General features: G+C 59.9%; 12 protein-coding genes and 1 tRNA gene. All 13 read right to left on the minus strand.

Going from position 1 to position 15156, the window contains the following annotated elements; translation table 11 throughout:
• Positions 1–33 precede the first annotated feature (33 nt).
• The 13 genes from ilvA to H6F58_RS17815 all read right to left on the minus strand — a co-directional run bounded on the left by ilvA (position 34) and on the right by H6F58_RS17815 (position 15004).
• The gene (gene ilvA, locus H6F58_RS17755) at positions 34–1305 is read right to left on the minus strand and encodes a threonine ammonia-lyase (RefSeq protein WP_060700845.1); all 1272 of its coding nucleotides are present in this window, start codon (positions 1303–1305) and stop codon (positions 34–36) included.
• 3 nt (positions 1306–1308) lie between these two features.
• Positions 1309–2616 carry an AI-2E family transporter gene (locus tag H6F58_RS17760; RefSeq protein ID WP_060700844.1) on the minus strand — a complete coding sequence of 436 codons (1308 nt, stop codon included), beginning with the start codon at positions 2614–2616 and terminating at the stop codon, positions 1309–1311.
• 186 nt (positions 2617–2802) lie between these two features.
• Entirely contained in the window at positions 2803–4242 is a 1440-nt protein-coding gene (locus tag H6F58_RS17765; RefSeq protein ID WP_146277814.1) for an APC family permease, read from the minus strand.
• A 344-nt stretch (positions 4243–4586) separates the two neighbouring features.
• Positions 4587–5303 carry a Bax inhibitor-1/YccA family protein gene (locus H6F58_RS17770; protein WP_244652706.1) on the minus strand — a complete coding sequence of 239 codons (717 nt, stop codon included), beginning with the start codon at positions 5301–5303 and terminating at the stop codon, positions 4587–4589.
• 358 nt (positions 5304–5661) lie between these two features.
• Positions 5662–5746: transfer RNA gene (locus H6F58_RS17775), tRNA-Leu, on the minus strand.
• 117 nt (positions 5747–5863) lie between these two features.
• The gene (locus H6F58_RS17780; RefSeq protein ID WP_060700842.1) at positions 5864–7231 is read right to left on the minus strand and encodes an FAD-dependent oxidoreductase; all 1368 of its coding nucleotides are present in this window, start codon (positions 7229–7231) and stop codon (positions 5864–5866) included.
• 191 nt (positions 7232–7422) lie between these two features.
• Complete coding sequence (locus H6F58_RS17785) at positions 7423–8901, minus strand: S8 family serine peptidase (protein WP_236995308.1); 1479 nt, start codon at positions 8899–8901, stop codon at positions 7423–7425.
• A gap of 88 nt (positions 8902–8989) precedes the next feature.
• Entirely contained in the window at positions 8990–9928 is a 939-nt protein-coding gene (locus H6F58_RS17790; protein WP_146277813.1) for a Ppx/GppA phosphatase family protein, read from the minus strand.
• A complete protein-coding gene (locus H6F58_RS17795) occupies positions 9928–10629 on the minus strand; it encodes a DUF501 domain-containing protein (protein ID WP_146277812.1) in 702 nt (233 codons plus the stop codon). The genes H6F58_RS17790 and H6F58_RS17795 overlap by 1 nt, the downstream gene beginning before the upstream one ends.
• 30 nt (positions 10630–10659) lie before the next feature.
• Positions 10660–11499 carry a septum formation initiator family protein gene (locus H6F58_RS18260; protein ID WP_244652707.1) on the minus strand — a complete coding sequence of 280 codons (840 nt, stop codon included), beginning with the start codon at positions 11497–11499 and terminating at the stop codon, positions 10660–10662.
• A 124-nt stretch (positions 11500–11623) separates the two neighbouring features.
• A complete protein-coding gene (gene eno / locus H6F58_RS17805; RefSeq protein WP_146277811.1) occupies positions 11624–12904 on the minus strand; it encodes a phosphopyruvate hydratase in 1281 nt (426 codons plus the stop codon).
• 90 nt (positions 12905–12994) lie between these two features.
• On the minus strand, positions 12995–13693 hold the full coding sequence (locus H6F58_RS17810) for a MazG nucleotide pyrophosphohydrolase domain-containing protein (RefSeq protein WP_146277810.1): 699 nt from the start codon (positions 13691–13693) through the stop codon (positions 12995–12997).
• A gap of 108 nt (positions 13694–13801) precedes the next feature.
• The gene (locus H6F58_RS17815; RefSeq protein WP_060700836.1) at positions 13802–15004 is read right to left on the minus strand and encodes an adenosine deaminase; all 1203 of its coding nucleotides are present in this window, start codon (positions 15002–15004) and stop codon (positions 13802–13804) included.
• Between the last annotated feature and the right edge of the window lie 152 nt (positions 15005–15156).

A 15156-nucleotide genomic window follows, 5' to 3' on the forward strand; every position in this document is an offset into this window, starting at 1 on the left:
GCTGGCAGCCGGCGAGGACTTTTTTGCTATAGATCAGGCGACGGATCCGCCAGCGTTATTGGTGATCTGCGGGTCAAAGCCCTCGGCTCGGAGGTTATTAAGCACGGCCTTGGAATGCTCATGGCCCTTGGTTTCCAGATCGATGGTGATTGCCACGTCGCCCATCGATAGCGAACCGCCGATGCGCGTGTGGTCCAAGCGGGTGACATTTGCATCGGAGTCGGCGATGATCCGCGAGATCTGGGCCAGGGCGCCGGGGCGGTCTGGCAGCATCATGCGGACGGTCAAGAATCGTCCAGCAGCCGACAAGCCTCGCTGGATCACCTTGAGCATCAGCAGCGGGTCGATATTTCCGCCGGAAAGGATCACCGCGGTGGTTGCCGGGTTGATCCCGTGCTCTTCGAGCCGGTTTTCCAGGAGGGCGGCGACGCCCACCGCGCCGGCTGGTTCAACTACCAGCTTGTTGCGTTCCAAGAGCACCACCAGCGCGCGGGCCAGGGCATCCTCGGAAACGGTCACCACGTCGTCAACGAGCTCCTTGATGATGGTGAATGGCAACTGGCCCGGCTTGCCGACAGCAATGCCGTCAGCGATGGTGTGCACGGTGTCCAGTGGCACCAGGGCATCGGCAGCCAGGGATGGAGGGTAGGCCGCGGCGTTTTCAGCCTGCACGCCAATGACCTTGATTTCGCGGCCCAGCTCGCGGGCCTTTTCTTTCAATGCTATGGCCACGCCTGCAAGCAGTCCGCCGCCGCCCACGCCCATCAGCACGGTCTCCACTTCTGGAAGCTGCTCCAGAAGTTCCAGGCCGATGGTGCCCTGTCCGGCAATGATATCCGGGTGGTCGAAGGGGTGCACGAACACGGCACCGGTTTCGTCGGCATAGCGCTGGGCTTCGGCCAAGGCCTCGTCAACGGTATCCCCGAAGAGCACTACCTCTGCACCGTGATCACGGGTCGCGGTGAGCTTGGGAAGTGCGACGCCACGCGGCATGTAGATGCGCGCTTTGATCCCCAACTGGCTGGAAGCTTGAGCGACGCCCTGGGCATGGTTGCCCGCCGAGGCCGCGACCACGCCGCGTGCCTTCTCTTCAGCGCTGAGCTTGGACATGCGCACATAGGCTCCGCGGACCTTGAAGGAACCGGCACGTTGCATGTTTTCGCACTTCAGGAAGACCTCGGCACCAATGTGCTGGGAGAGTACTCGTGAATGCTCCACTGGAGTCAACGCAATAACGGGTTTCAAGACCTGTGCAGCTGACTCGATATCTGCCAGAGTGACCGGCAACGTAGTTTCTGTGGTCATGGGTTATTCCTCATCTGCTGTTGTCTCAGGTTGCCGGTTCTCCGGCGAGGTGTGGGTTTCAGGGGCGCCCGGGCTGGCCGGCGTTTGCGCCGCCACGGTTTTTGCTGGTGGTTCCGGGGGCAGCTGGATGCCGTATTGCTTGAGCACGAATTCGTCGCTCTCCCAGGCCCTGCCGGAGAGGTATTTGACCACCGCGTTGAGCACCGCCAGCAGTGGCACTGCAAATAGCGCACCGGGGATTCCGGCGAGCATGGTTCCGCCCGCGACGGCCAGCACGACAGCCAACGGGTGCAGGCTGACGGCCTTGCCCATGATCAGCGGCTGGAGAATATTGGATTCCGCCTGCTGGACGAGGAGGACAACGGCCAGCATGATCAACGCATTGACCCAGCCGTTTGCGACCAAGGCGAGCAGGACGGCCAAGGCGCCGGTAATCAATGCACCCACCACAGGGATGAAGGAGCCGATGAATACCAGAACGCCCAACGGCATGGCCAGCGGGACACCGAGGAAGAAGGCGCCAAATCCAATGCCAATGGCATCGATGAAGGCGACAAGCATCTGCACTCGCACGTAGCTGACCAATGAGGCCCATCCACGGGTGAGCGCTCCGTCCATGGCTGGGCGGGCCCGGCGCGGCAGGAGGTTCACCAGGAACAGCCCAATTTTCCGCCCGTCGAGCAGCAGGAAGATCAAGACGAAGAGGGCCAGCAAAGTTCCGGTGAGGAACTGGCCAATGAACGAGGTCCAGCTGATGGCTTCGCTCAGGATGTTGGTGGCGTTGCCTCGCAGCTGGGCCAGGGCATCATCCAAAACGCCCTGCAGGTCATCGTTGGTGAGCTTCAGCGGGCCGTTGAACAGCCAATCCTGGACCTGCTCGATGCCAAAGAGGGCTTGGCTCCACAGGGCAGTAAACCCCGCTGACAAGCGTTGCCCAGCCAGCGACAGTCCGGCAATGACCAACACCAAAAAGCCGATGAGCGTAATACCCACGGCAAGGCCGCGGGGTACTGCCAGCTTGCGATTCAAGGCATTGACCACGGGAGAAAGAAGTCCGGACAGCAGCGCTGCAACAAGTACCGGAATCACCAGGAGGGACACCTTGGACAGGGCCCAAACCAGCACCCCCAGGGCGGCTACGATGATCAGGAATCGCCACGCCCAGCTGGCCGCGAGGCGCACGGCATAGGGCATGTCTTCGGCGCTTTTGAAGTCGACAACTTCGGCGCGCGGCGCTGCGGGTTTCTCTGCGGACTTGCCCGGAAGGGAGACGCGAATACGTCGCAAACGTTCCAACCGGCTACTCTTCATGCAACTACGCTACCGCGTTTGAATCCTTGCCACTTGATCCATGTCGGAAATGTGACAAAAAACAAGGAGCAGTGCCCGATTTGGGCACTGCTCCTAGATTTCTAGTTCAATATGTTTATCGACATCCCCAGAAATGACCAGATTGTTCATCCCGGTCCTGTCGATTGTTCCGCCGGCGCGGGTTTGCTATTTCCGCCGTGCTCGCACGGCCATGAGCACCTGCTCTTCGGCATCGATGCCCGGGGCGATGCCGCCGGGTACCTTGAAGAAGAACACTGCGCCAAGTACCCACCACACGGCAAAAATAACCCATGGTTCCCAGCTCAGCGAAGCGGGCATTCCGGGCATATAGAGGCTAAACAGTGCTGCCGTGAGGATGACCGATGCCCAGCCAATGACCAACCCTCCCGGGCCATTGCCGCCCACCTTCAGCGGCCGGTCCATCTGCGGTTCCTTCCGCCGCAAAACCAGGAAGGTTACCGACACCAGCAGGTAGGCCACGATAATGCTCGGGGCACCGGAATCCACCAGCCATCCGAGCATCTCAGCGCCGAAGAATGGTGCGATCATTGAAATGCCGCCGATAAAAATCAGTGCATTGGCCGGGGTGCGATACTTCGGATGCAGTTGGCCGAACCATTCTGGCAGCATGCCGCTTCGCGCCAATGAATACACCAGACGAGAGGCTCCGAGAAGCAGTGAATTCCACGAGGTCAGGATGCCTGCGACGCCACCGGCGATGAGCACTTTGGCCATGAAGTCTGAACCGAATAGAGCACCAAATGCGTCTGCCGTGGCAATATCGACACCGGACAATTGCTCTGCTGGCATGGCGGAGGAAGTGGTCAGCACGACCATGACGTACCAGATGGTGGCCAGAACTACGGAGAAGACCACGAGCTTGCCAATTTGCTTGGCAGGGATATTCACTTCTTCCGCCGACTGGGGAATGACGTCGAAGCCGATGAACAGGAACGGGACTGCCACCAATACGGCGAAGAACCCACTCATGCCGTTGCTGAATAGCGGCTGCATATTCTGCACTTCGCCGCCGACGAAGGATCCAGCGATCAGCAGTGCCCCGATGGCCAACAGGAAGATCACCACAAAGGTTTGCAAGGCGCCTGCGTGCTTGACGCCTCGGATATTGATCCACGTGATCACAACGGCAGCGAGCACGCCGACCAGCGCCCAGGTGAGATTGACTTCGAATCCGGCGACCGTCCACAACGGGATCTGGGACATCCCGGGCAAGATGTACTCCACCGTGCGGGGAAATGCCACGGCTTCGAAGGCCACAATAGTGACGTAGCCGCCGGTGATAGCCCAAGATCCAAGGAATGATGGCCGGGGTCCCAAAGCGCGGAGAATGAAGTTGTGCTCGCCACCGGCCTTGGGCATCGCCGCGGTGAGTTCTGCGTAGGCCAGTCCGACAACACCCATGATGCCGCCGCCGACAATCATGGCAACAACTGCTCCCATGGTGCCCGCATTTTCAAGCCAACCTCCGGTCAGGACAACCCAGCCGAAGCCGATCATCGCGCCAAAGCCGAGGGCCAGAGCGTCAATATTGCCTAGCGTTTTAACCAGTCCAGGTGAGCTGTTTGATGCATGACTGGTGCTCATAATCTCTCCCTCGTCGAAATGCGTGTGATGTGGAGAATCATAATGAGTCTGGATGCTCTTTGGGGCCAAACTTGCAGAAATTCAGGCGTTCTTCAGTCCATGAATCACCGTCTGGAGCATGACACGTCGGCGGAATTCCAGCCCATTGCCTGAATATCAGCGGATTCGCATCATCATGGCATGCGGAATTATTACGGCACCATCGCAGTCCCCGTCCTATTTTCCATGTGCGTTTGTTGACCATGGGGAGATCTCCGCGGGTCGCTGCTACTGGCCTGAATCCATCTGGAGGCACTAAAAAGGACCAGCACCCGCAGGTGCTGGTCCTTGTCAGTTCTCAGTTACTAGTCGTCGCCACGCAGGATGGCCAGAATGCGCAGGATCTCGGTGTACAGCCAGATCAAGGTCATGGTCAGGCCGAAGGCACCGCGCCACGCCATGATTGCTGGAGCACCCTGGTTGGAGAGTTCCTCGATCATGGTGAAGTCGGAGACCAATGCGTAGGTGGCCAGCAAGACCGCCACAACACCGATTACCAGGCCAAATACGCCGTCGCGCATGCCGAACATTCCTTGGACTACGCCGGTCATCATCAGGACCATGTTCAGAAGCGAGAAGACAACCAGGCCGATCATGCCGACCATGAAGATCTTGTTCAGCTTCGGCGACATCCGGTACTTGCCCGAGCGGTACAGGGCCAGGGTTACACCGGCCACGCAGAAGGTTGCCAGTACGGCCTGGATGGCGATGCCCTGCATTCCCTGGCGCGATTCCAGGAAACTGGACAGCCCTCCGAGGAAGAGGCCCTGCGCTGCAGAGTACAGCAGAATCAGGGCTGGCGATGGGCGCTTCTTGAAGACATTGACCAAGCCGAGGACAAAACCGACCAACGCGCCCGGGAGCATCAGTGCTGGGATGATCCAACCGGCTGCTGCACCGATGACAACGAGGGCAAGGCAGAACACGGTCTTGTTGATCGTGTCGCCAATGGTCATGCGCCCCATGTCGGCACCGGTAGCAGCAGGCTGCTGGTACATGTGCTGCAATTGGTCAGAGCTCATATTGGCGTTGTCACGGAATCCGACAGGACTTCCGGGCTTGGTCCCCCAAGCCTCTGATTGGCTGTTGGAACCAAAAATCGGGTTGCTCAACGTCATTCCCCCATAGGTTGCGATTGTGCAGCTCGCGGCTCGCGAGAGTTCGTTGCTGTCAATCCTATTGAGCATGCCTGTGAATTCACTCAGTCGGAAGGATGATATTGGCCGATTTTCCGGGGAAATACTACTCTCTGAGCGATATTCTTGAAAGTTTTACCAAGCATGGGGTGGCAATGGCTGTCTTTGGCCCCGCGACGCGGCGCCGCCAGCAAAAAGCTAGGCCCCTGCTCCCCGGCAATCGGGACAGCAGGAGCCTGAATATTGGTACCCCCAGTGGGACTCGAACCCACAAGCCTTGCGGCAGCTGATTTTAAGTCAGCCGTGTATGCCAATTCCACCATGGGGGCAAGACTCTCAAATCTTACGTGATCGTGAAAGCAAATAAAAAATCCGCTCTACGCAAGTGTGCGAGGGGCTGATTAGCTCAGCCCCTCGCTACTTAGTCGATCACCTAAGCCTTGCGCCTACTTCTTTGGCTTTGCCGACTCTTCGAAAGCAGTGCGTGGTGCTTCGAGGTTGTTCAGCTGCAGTGCATCGCGCTTGAAGAACAGCGCAACCAGCCAGTCGCCGACAACGCGGAACTTGCGCTCGAAGGTTGGCATGGCCATACCGTGGTAACCGCGGTGTGCCATCCATGCTGGCCAGCCCTTGAGCTTGATGCCAACAACCTTGGCGACACCCTTGTTGCGGCCGAAGCCGGCAACTGCGCCGAGGTTTGCGTGCTTGTATTCCTTGATCGTGCCAACACCGTAGCGGGCAGCGTAAAGGTTCTTTGCCAACAGCTTTGCCTGGCGCACAGCGTGCTGGGCGTTTGGAACGCAGGTACCGTCTGGCAAGCCACCGGTAACGTCCTTGACGGCCGAGATATCGCCGGCAGCCCAAGCGCCTTCCAGCGGTTCGCCGTTGGCATCCTTGATGCGCAGGTCGGTGCGGGTTTCGATACGGCCGCGCTGCTCGATTGGGAAATCGGTGGAGCGAACCATTGGGTTAGCCATCACACCGGCACACCAGATCAAGGTGTCTGCGCCGAACTCGCCTGCTGAGGACTTGTCAGCCATGTTGATCAGCTCGAGGTTGCCATCCACTGCGCTATTGAGCGAGGTGTTCAGCAGAACCTCTACGCCGCGGCTGCGCAGGTGGTCAACGACCCACTCGGCCTGCTGCTCGGTAACTTCTGGCATGATGCGGCCCATGGCTTCAACAAGAACGAAGCGGGCTTCCTTCTCATCGATGCGGTCGTTGAGCTTGATCAGGTGGCGAGCCATGTCTTCAAGCTCGGCAATGGTTTCGATGCCGGCGAAGCCGCCACCGACAACCACGAAGGTCAGTGCGCGCTTGCGAGCTACTGGATCGGTCATATTCGAAGCGGACTCGATGCGCTCGGCAACCTTGTTGCGCAGGGCGACAGCCTCTTCGATGGTCTTCAGGCCAATGCCGGTTTCAGCCAGGCCGGTGATTGGGAAGGTACGGGTGATCGCACCAGCCGACATGACAATGTCGGTGTATTCCAGCTCGAACTGCTCGCCGTTCTCCGGAGCGACGACAGCCTTCTTGTTGGCGTGGTCGATGCTCAGCACGCGGCCGTTAACCAGTTCGGAGTGCTTCAGGTGCTGGCGGTGGGAAACCACTACGTGGCGTGGTTCAATCTGGCCACCTGCAACTTCTGGCAGGAATGGCTGGTAAGTCATGTATGGGTTCGGGTCGACAACGGTGACGATGCCGCCGTGTGCCTTGACCTTCTTCTGCAACTTCATCGCGACGTACAGGCCAACATAGCCACCGCCAACGATAAGAATGCGCGGACGCTTCTGGGAGGATTCAATGATCGACATACTCTTGATTCTACGCGGATTTTCCGAGTTAGTGAAAACATTCACTAACTATTTACGTCAGATGTGTCACGTGGAGCTAACCGGCCGGTTTTCGGGTGTGAATACGGGCTAAGAGCGCATTGCTTCGCGGTTGGCGGGCACAACAAAAACTGGGGCGAAACCCGTAGGTTTCGCCCCAGCCTGGAGATGAATTATCTGTCTTCTTCGGGAATGTCATCGAAGAGATCATGTTTGCCCGCGGCCTTGCCGACCTTCAGCGAACTCAACGATGCCGACGCCACGCTCTGCGTCAGCCGCTCGCGCCGGCGGCGCATCAGGGTCTGGGCGCTTCCAGCAGCAATGACCAAAAGCAATAGCACCCCGGCCCCGATGACCAGCAGCGGCTGCAGTGCCGGAGTCGACTGATCAGGCTGGATGGGTTCAGGAGCTGCGACCTGCTTGAGGTCCGATTTTTCCATCGAGACACCCGGAGCCGGGGCCTCGGTGGATTTCACATTGTTCCGGCGGTGCACCCGAATCCATTCTTCGATGGTTCCCAGCGGGTTTTCGGAGACCGATGGCACGTTGTTGTTCACTGCGGCATTGGCATTGATGATTCCGTAGCCATAGAGGTTGTCAACTCCGGCAGCACCGGTGTCGCGTGCAGTCTTGAGGATCCGGTTGATGACATCGGGAGCCTTCATATCCGGGTACTTGGATCGAATCAGTGCAGCCACGCCGGCAACCAATGGCGCTGCTCCCGAAGTTCCGGACCAGCGCGCGTAGCCGTTATCCGGCAGCCCGCCAACGAGCTGTTCGGCTGGCGCGGCAACGCCGATGGAAATGCCCTCGGTGGACGAGTCCTGCGAGGCCTTGCCGCTTTCGTCAACACCTGCCACGGTGAGCACGCCCGGGATGGTGGCCGGGGCACCGACCTGGCTCATGCCACCGGAACGGTTGCCGGCGGCAGCCACGATTACGACATCATGATTTTCCGCGTACTTGAATGCGTCGTCCCAGCTTTCAGGCCATGCAGGGCTGGTGGAGCCCAGGGACATGTTGATCACCTTGGCACCGGAATCCACGGCCCACTTCACGGCGCGGGGAATCTGTTCTTCCACTGGGATGTTGGCTGGATTGCCTTCGCCCATCCACAGCGAGACCGACAGCAGCTGCGCGGCCGGTGCTACGCCGAGCACTCCGTCGCTGCCAGCGGAAAGCTTGGGGACATCCTCGTATTCAGGTTCCTTGGGGACTTCAACGTCCTTGTCGTCGTCCTTCTGCTTTTCGTTTTCTTCCTCGGCTTCAGACTTGGCCTTTTCCCACGCGGCCTTGAGCCGTTCGTTTTCGGATTTAACCCGATTGATCTCGCCCTTGTTGTTGCCGCGTCCAGCCAGCAGGGTAGCCACCAAAGTGCCGTGTTCGCTCATGACGCCAATGGGCTTATTGCCGCCGGCTTCGCCGGCTCCGGACATGTCCGCACCGCCAACAACGGCGCCTTTCAGGTCAGGGTGCGAGGTATCAATGCCGGTATCAATGATCGCGACTTTGACGCCTTCGCCCTTGGTGCTCTGGTGCGCCTGGGTTATTCCCAATGAATCCAGCCAGTACTCCGACTCGCGCATGTTGTCAGCATGCGCCGGGGTGACCACGCTGAGCATAGCCAGCGCGAGGATCGCAACGACAAGCATTGAGCCGTACTGTTTCAGGCCCATCGCTTTCTTAGCGCGCAGAGCTGTGCTCAAGAGTGATCTCCTTGGTCGGTTCCGAATCAACGGACTAGGCGTTGGCGGCTGCCGTAGCAGCGATTCCGTCGAGAATATCGTGTTCCGATGCAATTAGCCGCATCGGGCGCTGGCCGCTTGCCGACTCCAGATAATGGAGAATGCGCTGGACGATCGCTGCGCCGGCGCGAATGACATCAACCCGGCCAGGGTGCATGAAGCCCAATGCCGCCCGCTCTTCACGCGAGTAGGAGAGCATGGCGCTGGTAGCTTCGCGCATCTGGTCGAAGCTCAACTGCGCGCCGTGGATCTTCTCGGACTCGTATTTCTCCAAGCCCAGCGCCTGTGCCGTGAGCGTGGTGAAGGTTCCTGCCACCAGGATCACCGCATCAACTTCCGAAACGTCAACGGCGCCATCCAAGGACTGCAACGTGCTGTCCATGAACGCAACGGCTTCCGGCGATTCCAGGCCCTGCTGCTCGAAGCGCTCGGTGACGCGCACGCAGCCCATGTCAAGGCTCTTGGCGGCCACCGGCCCTGAATTATCGCCCAGGACAAACTCCGTGGAGCCGCCGCCCAGATCGATGACCAAGCTGCGGCCGGGCTGTCCGGCACGCACCGAAGCGGCACCGTTGAAGGACAGCGATGCTTCCTCGTCACCACTGATGACTTCGGGTGCAACACCGATGATCTTGGTGATTTCTTCGGCAAAAACCTCGCGGTTGGATACGTCGCGGGCCGCTGAGGTGGCCACGAAGCGGATGGCCTCTACCTGATGCTCGTCGCACAGTGCCCGGTACTCGCGGGCGGCCGCAAAGGTGCGCTCCAGCGCTTCCGGAGCAAAGGCACCGGTTGCATCAACGCCCTGTCCCAGGCGAACGACGCGCATGGTGCGCAGGACATCAACAAGCCGAGCCCCGTTCCCATCCTGTTGCACATCAGCGATCAACAGGCGAATGGAGTTCGTTCCGCAGTCAATTCCGGCGACGCGCATTAGGCATCATCCTGGGCGGCTCGTTCTTGGGCTTCACGGGCTGCGCGCTTGGCTGCACGCTCGGCTCGCTTGGCCGCGGGGTCCTGCAGTTCCTGGGTCTTCACGTGGCGTGAACGGTCGCGGCTAGGAGCTTCCGATTCCGTATCCCAAGCCCCTGCGCAGTAGCACTTGTCCTTGGTCCACCACTCGGCAATTGCTTCCAAAGCCTCATCGCCCAACGGGTTCACGCCTTCACCGGCAGCCAGCGAATGGCCGACCAGCACGTGCAGGCATTTCACGCGGGTTGGCATGCCGCCAGCGGACACGCCATCAATTTCAGGCACCGCCCCGGTGCCTGAACGCGCGCCGATGGCATCGCGGTTGGCGAGGTACGACTCGTGGGCCGCCACGTAGGCCCGGGCCAAAACGGAATCGCCACCCAGGCGTTCGTTCATCTCGTTCATCATCCCGGCCGCTTCAAGGCGCGAGACAGCGGCGGTGATCACCGGGTGGGACAGGTAGTACGTGGTCGGGAATGGAATTCCCGAGGAAAGCCGTGGCGCGGTGGTGGCAACCAGCGGGTTTCCGCAGACGCAGCGTGCACCGATTTCCACCACATCGCGCACTGGTCGGTTCAGCTGGCGGGACAGGGTGTCAAGGTCGGCTTCGCTTGGTACTCGTCCGGCAGCGTCAAGGGCTTCGCGGATTGGCTGTTCAGTCACGGGTATTGGTTCTCTTCATGTTCAAAGTGGTTAGTCAGTGGCGGAACGCCGGACCGAGTCAAGCAATGCATCGACCCATGGAAGCTCTTGGCGCACCTCGAAGGTGCTGCCATTGGCTTCGGTGTCCGTCTCGTTTTCTTTCGGCCGGTCGCCGACGACCATGTATAGCTTTTCGCCAGGCATGACCAAGTTTATCCGCTCGCGCGCTTGCTGCTTGATGTACAGCGGGTCATCCCAGCGGGCAATCTCGGCCTTCAAATCGTCGCGCTGCGCTTCCAGGGAATCGATGGAGGCGTGGAGCTCGTTGAGCTCGGCCATCTGGGTCCGGTAGTAATTCACCGTTGGCACCAGCATCACGGCGAAGAATGCGAGCACCACGATCAGCGCGGCAATGCGGCCGGAAAAACGGTGTGCGGCTACCGGTTCGCCCTCGGGCGTCGGCTTGCTCTCAACCGGTTTTTCCCCTGGCTTGCGGCGTACGGCAGCGGAGAATTTCATCCGGTCATCACGGCGCCGCTCGCTCTGCTTCTCCTTGGCCCGCTCGCGCAGCGGCACCTTGGGCTTGGCAGCATAATTGCCCGCAAATTTTTTTGACTCACGTGACGAATCTGACGCCCGGCGTGCCTGCGCCCAGGGTCCCGGCGCGGTGCGCGGCGCGGTTTTCTGCGCGCTGCCGGCAGGCTTGGGGCGCGGCACTGAAGGAGCCTTCTTGGCTGGGGGTTGCGGTGCCACTACGTGCAAAGCGTCGGTGGGCGGATCTGCAATTGTTCCTGGATCGGTATATTCGGACTGGTCAACAGGGTTATTCTGAGACAGTTCTTCCGGATCCGGAGTATTACGCCGAGGCATGCGTGGTGGTCGCTGTGCCATACTCCCCCAATTCCCCATAAAGCTCTACGCGCTGTGCTGCCGTGGAAACGGCGCATATGTCCATTAAATAACGAAAAGCTCGCCGGTATCCACTACCGACGAGCTTATTCGCTACAACTGGTAATTAGCTGTTGAAACGCGGGAAAGCGTCGCGACCAGCGTAAACCGCCGAAGCGCCCAGGTCTTCCTCGATGCGCAGCAGCTGGTTGTACTTGGCTACGCGCTCGGAGCGAGCTGGAGCACCGGTCTTGATCTGGCCAGCGTTGGTTGCCACACAGATGTCGGCAATGGTGACATCCTCGGTTTCACCCGAACGGTGCGAGGTGATGGTGGTGTAGCCAGCGCGCTGGGCCATGGTCACAGCGTCGATGGTCTCGGTCAGCGAACCGATCTGGTTGACCTTCACCAGCAGCGAGTTGGCGGTGCCCTTGGCGATGCCGTCGGCCAGGCGCTCCGGGTTGGTCACAAACAGGTCGTCGCCGACCAGCTGGACCTTGTCGCCGATGGCGTCGGTCAGGGTCTTCCAGCCATCCCAGTCGTTCTCGTCCAGTGGATCCTCGATGGAGACCAGCGGGAAGTCGGCAACCAGGGCAGCGTAGTAGTCGCTCATTTCCTGGGCGGACAGTGCCTTGCCTTCGAACTGGTATGCGCCGTTCTCGAAGAATTCAGAGGAAGCAACGTCCAGAGCCAGTGCGATGTCTTCACCCGGGGTGTAGCCAGCGCGCTTGATGGCTTCGGTGATCAGTTCCAGTGCTGCACGGTTGCTCGGCAGGTTTGGAGCGAAGCCGCCCTCGTCGCCCAGGCCGGTGGACAGGCCCTTTTCCTTCAGCACGGACTTGAGGTTGTGGTACACCTCAACGCCCCAGCGCAGGCCCTCGGAGAAGGTCTCGGCGCCCAGTGGCACGATCATGAATTCCTGGATGTCGACATCCGAGTCGGCGTGCGAGCCGCCGTTGAGGATGTTCATCAGCGGCACTGGCAGCACGTGGGCGTTCGGGCCGCCCAGGTACTTGTACAGCGGCAGGTTGGAGCTCACTGCTGCGGCGTTGGCCACGGCCAGCGAAACACCGAGGATGGCGTTTGCGCCCAGCTTGGACTTGTTGCTGGTGCCGTCCAGGTCAAGCATGGCCTGGTCGATAGCGCGCTGGTCGGTGGCGTCCAGGCCTTCGAGCTCGTCGGCGATCTCGTCGATCACGGACTCCACTGCTCCAAGCACACCCTTGCCAAGGTAACGGTCCTTGTCGCCGTCGCGACGCTCAACTGCTTCGAACTGGCCGGTGGAAGCACCGGATGGAACTGCTGCACGGCCGTGCGATCCGTCAGATAGCAGGACCTCAACCTCAACGGTTGGGTTACCGCGGGAATCAAGAATTTCGCGCGCGTGAATGGCGTCAATCAATGCCATGAGTATGGACTCCTTGTAGAAAGGGGTGGTCTAGGGGAAGGTCCGCCAGCGGTGCTGAAAAGACCGTCGGCGCCTTTGCCAGTCTCTAGCCTAGCGCTTCGAAGGTGATTTAGGCGATATCGTTGCAGTGAATTCCGAGCCGTACTGTTTCGACAAGGTTGCGCGCAAAACAGATTCTGCATCTAATCCCAGCTCTTCTGCCCGTGCAGAGACCTCCAAAAGGGCAGCAGCCAAGCTCTGTTCATCGGTAATTTTCGTACGGGTTGCCTCGGAAACTTGATGGCTCCCGGCCTTATCAGAGCCGGCTCTGGTGTGGCGGTCCAGCAGCTTCTGGGCCAAGGCCAGGGCCGGCAGGCCTGCAGGCAGCCCTGCATTTTTGCGTGGCTGCGGCTTGCCTTGGCGCTCGGCCTGCTTGGCCGCATCCCAGACCCGGATAATTTCCTCAACGTCCGTGATGATCTCTTCGCGCACCACGCCGTCTTCGTCAAAAATGTGCCGGTTTCGCCTCAGCAGCTTTTCATTCAGCGCCTGCGAAACGTCGTCAAGATCGAAGTGCCCCTGCTCGGCTGCAATCAGCGCGTGCAGCAGGATTTGGAAGTACAGGTCCCCGAGTTCCTCCTTGAGCAGCTGGGGATTCTGTTCGGAGATCGCGTCCAGAACCTCATAGCTTTCCTCGATCAGGTAGGTCCGCAGGGATTCATGGGTCAGGGCCTGGGTCCAGGCGCATTTATCACGCAGGATCCTCACCGTAGTGATCAGCTGCTGGGTCTGCGTTGGGTTCTGCACCATGCTCCCATGCTAGCGAAGGCGGAGCCAGCCTCGGCGCAAACGCAGCTGAAGGCCGGTTCCCCTTGGGGAACCGGCCTTCAGCTGCTTGCAGCTTTGCTGCGCGGAGAACTAGTCGGCGACGTTTTCGTATTCGTCTTCTTCGTAGTCCTCGTCGTCGTCATCGTCGAGCAGGTTGTCGTAGTAGTCGTTGATGTATTCAACGAGCAGCTCGCGCATTTCCAGCGGAACGAAAGCGGCTTCAGCCGCGTTCAGCGTTAGGTCCAGCAGGTCCTCCAGGTCATAGTCGAAAGCTTCGACCAGCAGCTCGAATTCCTCGGACAGGCTGGTGCCGGACATCAGCCGATTATCTGGCGAAATGGTGACGTTGAATCCGGTCTGGACCAGCAGGTCAATCGGGTGATTGCGGATGCCTTCGCCAAATTTGGCGGTGGCACCGGTCTGCAGGTTGGAGGACGGGCAGACTTCCAGCGGGATGCCGCGTTCGCGCACCCAGTTGGCCACGGGGCCCAGGGAAACCAAGCCGGTGTCGTCGCTGAGTTCTTCACCGTTTTCGTCGATGGCGCCGAACTCGATCTCGATATCCTCGGCAACACGCACGCCGTGGCCCAGGCGCTGGGCACGGCCAACCAGGATTGCGTCCTTGATCGATGCCAGTCCAGCGGCCTCGCCGGCGTGGACAGTTGTCGGAAAGAGATTCTCGGCCAGCAGGTCGAAGGCTTCCTTCATATTCGATGGCGGGAAGCCATCTTCCGGACCGGCAATGTCGAAAGCTACGACGCCGTGGCCGCGGTGGCGCAATGCCAGCTTGGCGATTTCCACGCCCTGATCGGATTGGCGCATGGCGCTGAGCACCTGGCCGACCTGCATTGGATGGCCTTCGCTGTTCAGCTGCTCGCAGGCCTGGTCCAGGCCTTCCTGGACTGCATCAACGACGTCGTCCAGGCTCAAGCCTTCGCGGCGATGCTGTTCCGGGGCGTAGCGGACTTCACCGTAGATCACACCGTCTTCAGCGAGGTCCTCGACAAATTCGCGGGCAACACGGATCAGCGCTTCGCGGGTTTGCATCACCGCGAGGGTGTGCTCAAAAGTTTCCAGGTAGCGTGGCAATGAGCCTGAATCTGCAGATTCACGGAACCAGTCGCCCAAAGCTTCGGCTTCGGTCTCGGGCAGCTCGTGGCCAATTTCGGCTGCCAGGTCGATGATCGTTTGAGGGCGCAGTCCACCGTCAAGGTGGTCATGTAGCGAAACTTTAGGCAGATCCCGGAAGTCGAACTCGGGATCGTAGTCAGGATGAATCAATTCTTCAGTCACACCACTGAGCCTAGTCGCAATCCCTCGGAACTGACAGCTCCAGGAGGTAAAGATCTGCGAGCCACAATGTGACCCTGCTCAATACCGCAGGTTAACTGGCTCTTCGCAATCTAAGGTGTAGCAGCCTCAACAGATCCCGGACATCAGGTAGC

This window comes from Glutamicibacter sp. FBE19 (assembly GCF_015524875.1).
Classification (GTDB): domain Bacteria; phylum Actinomycetota; class Actinomycetes; order Actinomycetales; family Micrococcaceae; genus Glutamicibacter; species Glutamicibacter halophytocola.

Bases quoted from the DNA above. Each gene is read 5' to 3' on its own strand.
- H6F58_RS17810 (WP_146277810.1), bottom strand. From the start codon at position 13,693: ATGGTGCAGAACCCAACGCAGACCCAGCAGCTGATCACTACGGTGAGG.
- H6F58_RS17760 (WP_060700844.1), bottom strand. From the start codon at position 2,616: ATGAAGAGTAGCCGGTTGGAACGTTTGCGACGTATTCGCGTCTCCCTT.
- H6F58_RS17765 (WP_146277814.1), bottom strand. From the start codon at position 4,242: ATGAGCACCAGTCATGCATCAAACAGCTCACCTGGACTGGTTAAAACG.
- eno (WP_146277811.1), bottom strand. From the start codon at position 12,904: ATGGCATTGATTGACGCCATTCACGCGCGCGAAATTCTTGATTCCCGC.
- H6F58_RS17780 (WP_060700842.1), bottom strand. From the start codon at position 7,231: ATGTCGATCATTGAATCCTCCCAGAAGCGTCCGCGCATTCTTATCGTT.
- H6F58_RS17770 (WP_244652706.1), bottom strand. From the start codon at position 5,303: ATGAGCTCTGACCAATTGCAGCACATGTACCAGCAGCCTGCTGCTACC.
- H6F58_RS18260 (WP_244652707.1), bottom strand. From the start codon at position 11,499: ATGGCACAGCGACCACCACGCATGCCTCGGCGTAATACTCCGGATCCG.
- ilvA (WP_060700845.1), bottom strand. From the start codon at position 1,305: ATGACCACAGAAACTACGTTGCCGGTCACTCTGGCAGATATCGAGTCA.
- H6F58_RS17785 (WP_236995308.1), bottom strand. From the start codon at position 8,901: ATGCTTGTCGTTGCGATCCTCGCGCTGGCTATGCTCAGCGTGGTCACC.
- H6F58_RS17790 (WP_146277813.1), bottom strand. From the start codon at position 9,928: ATGCGCGTCGCCGGAATTGACTGCGGAACGAACTCCATTCGCCTGTTG.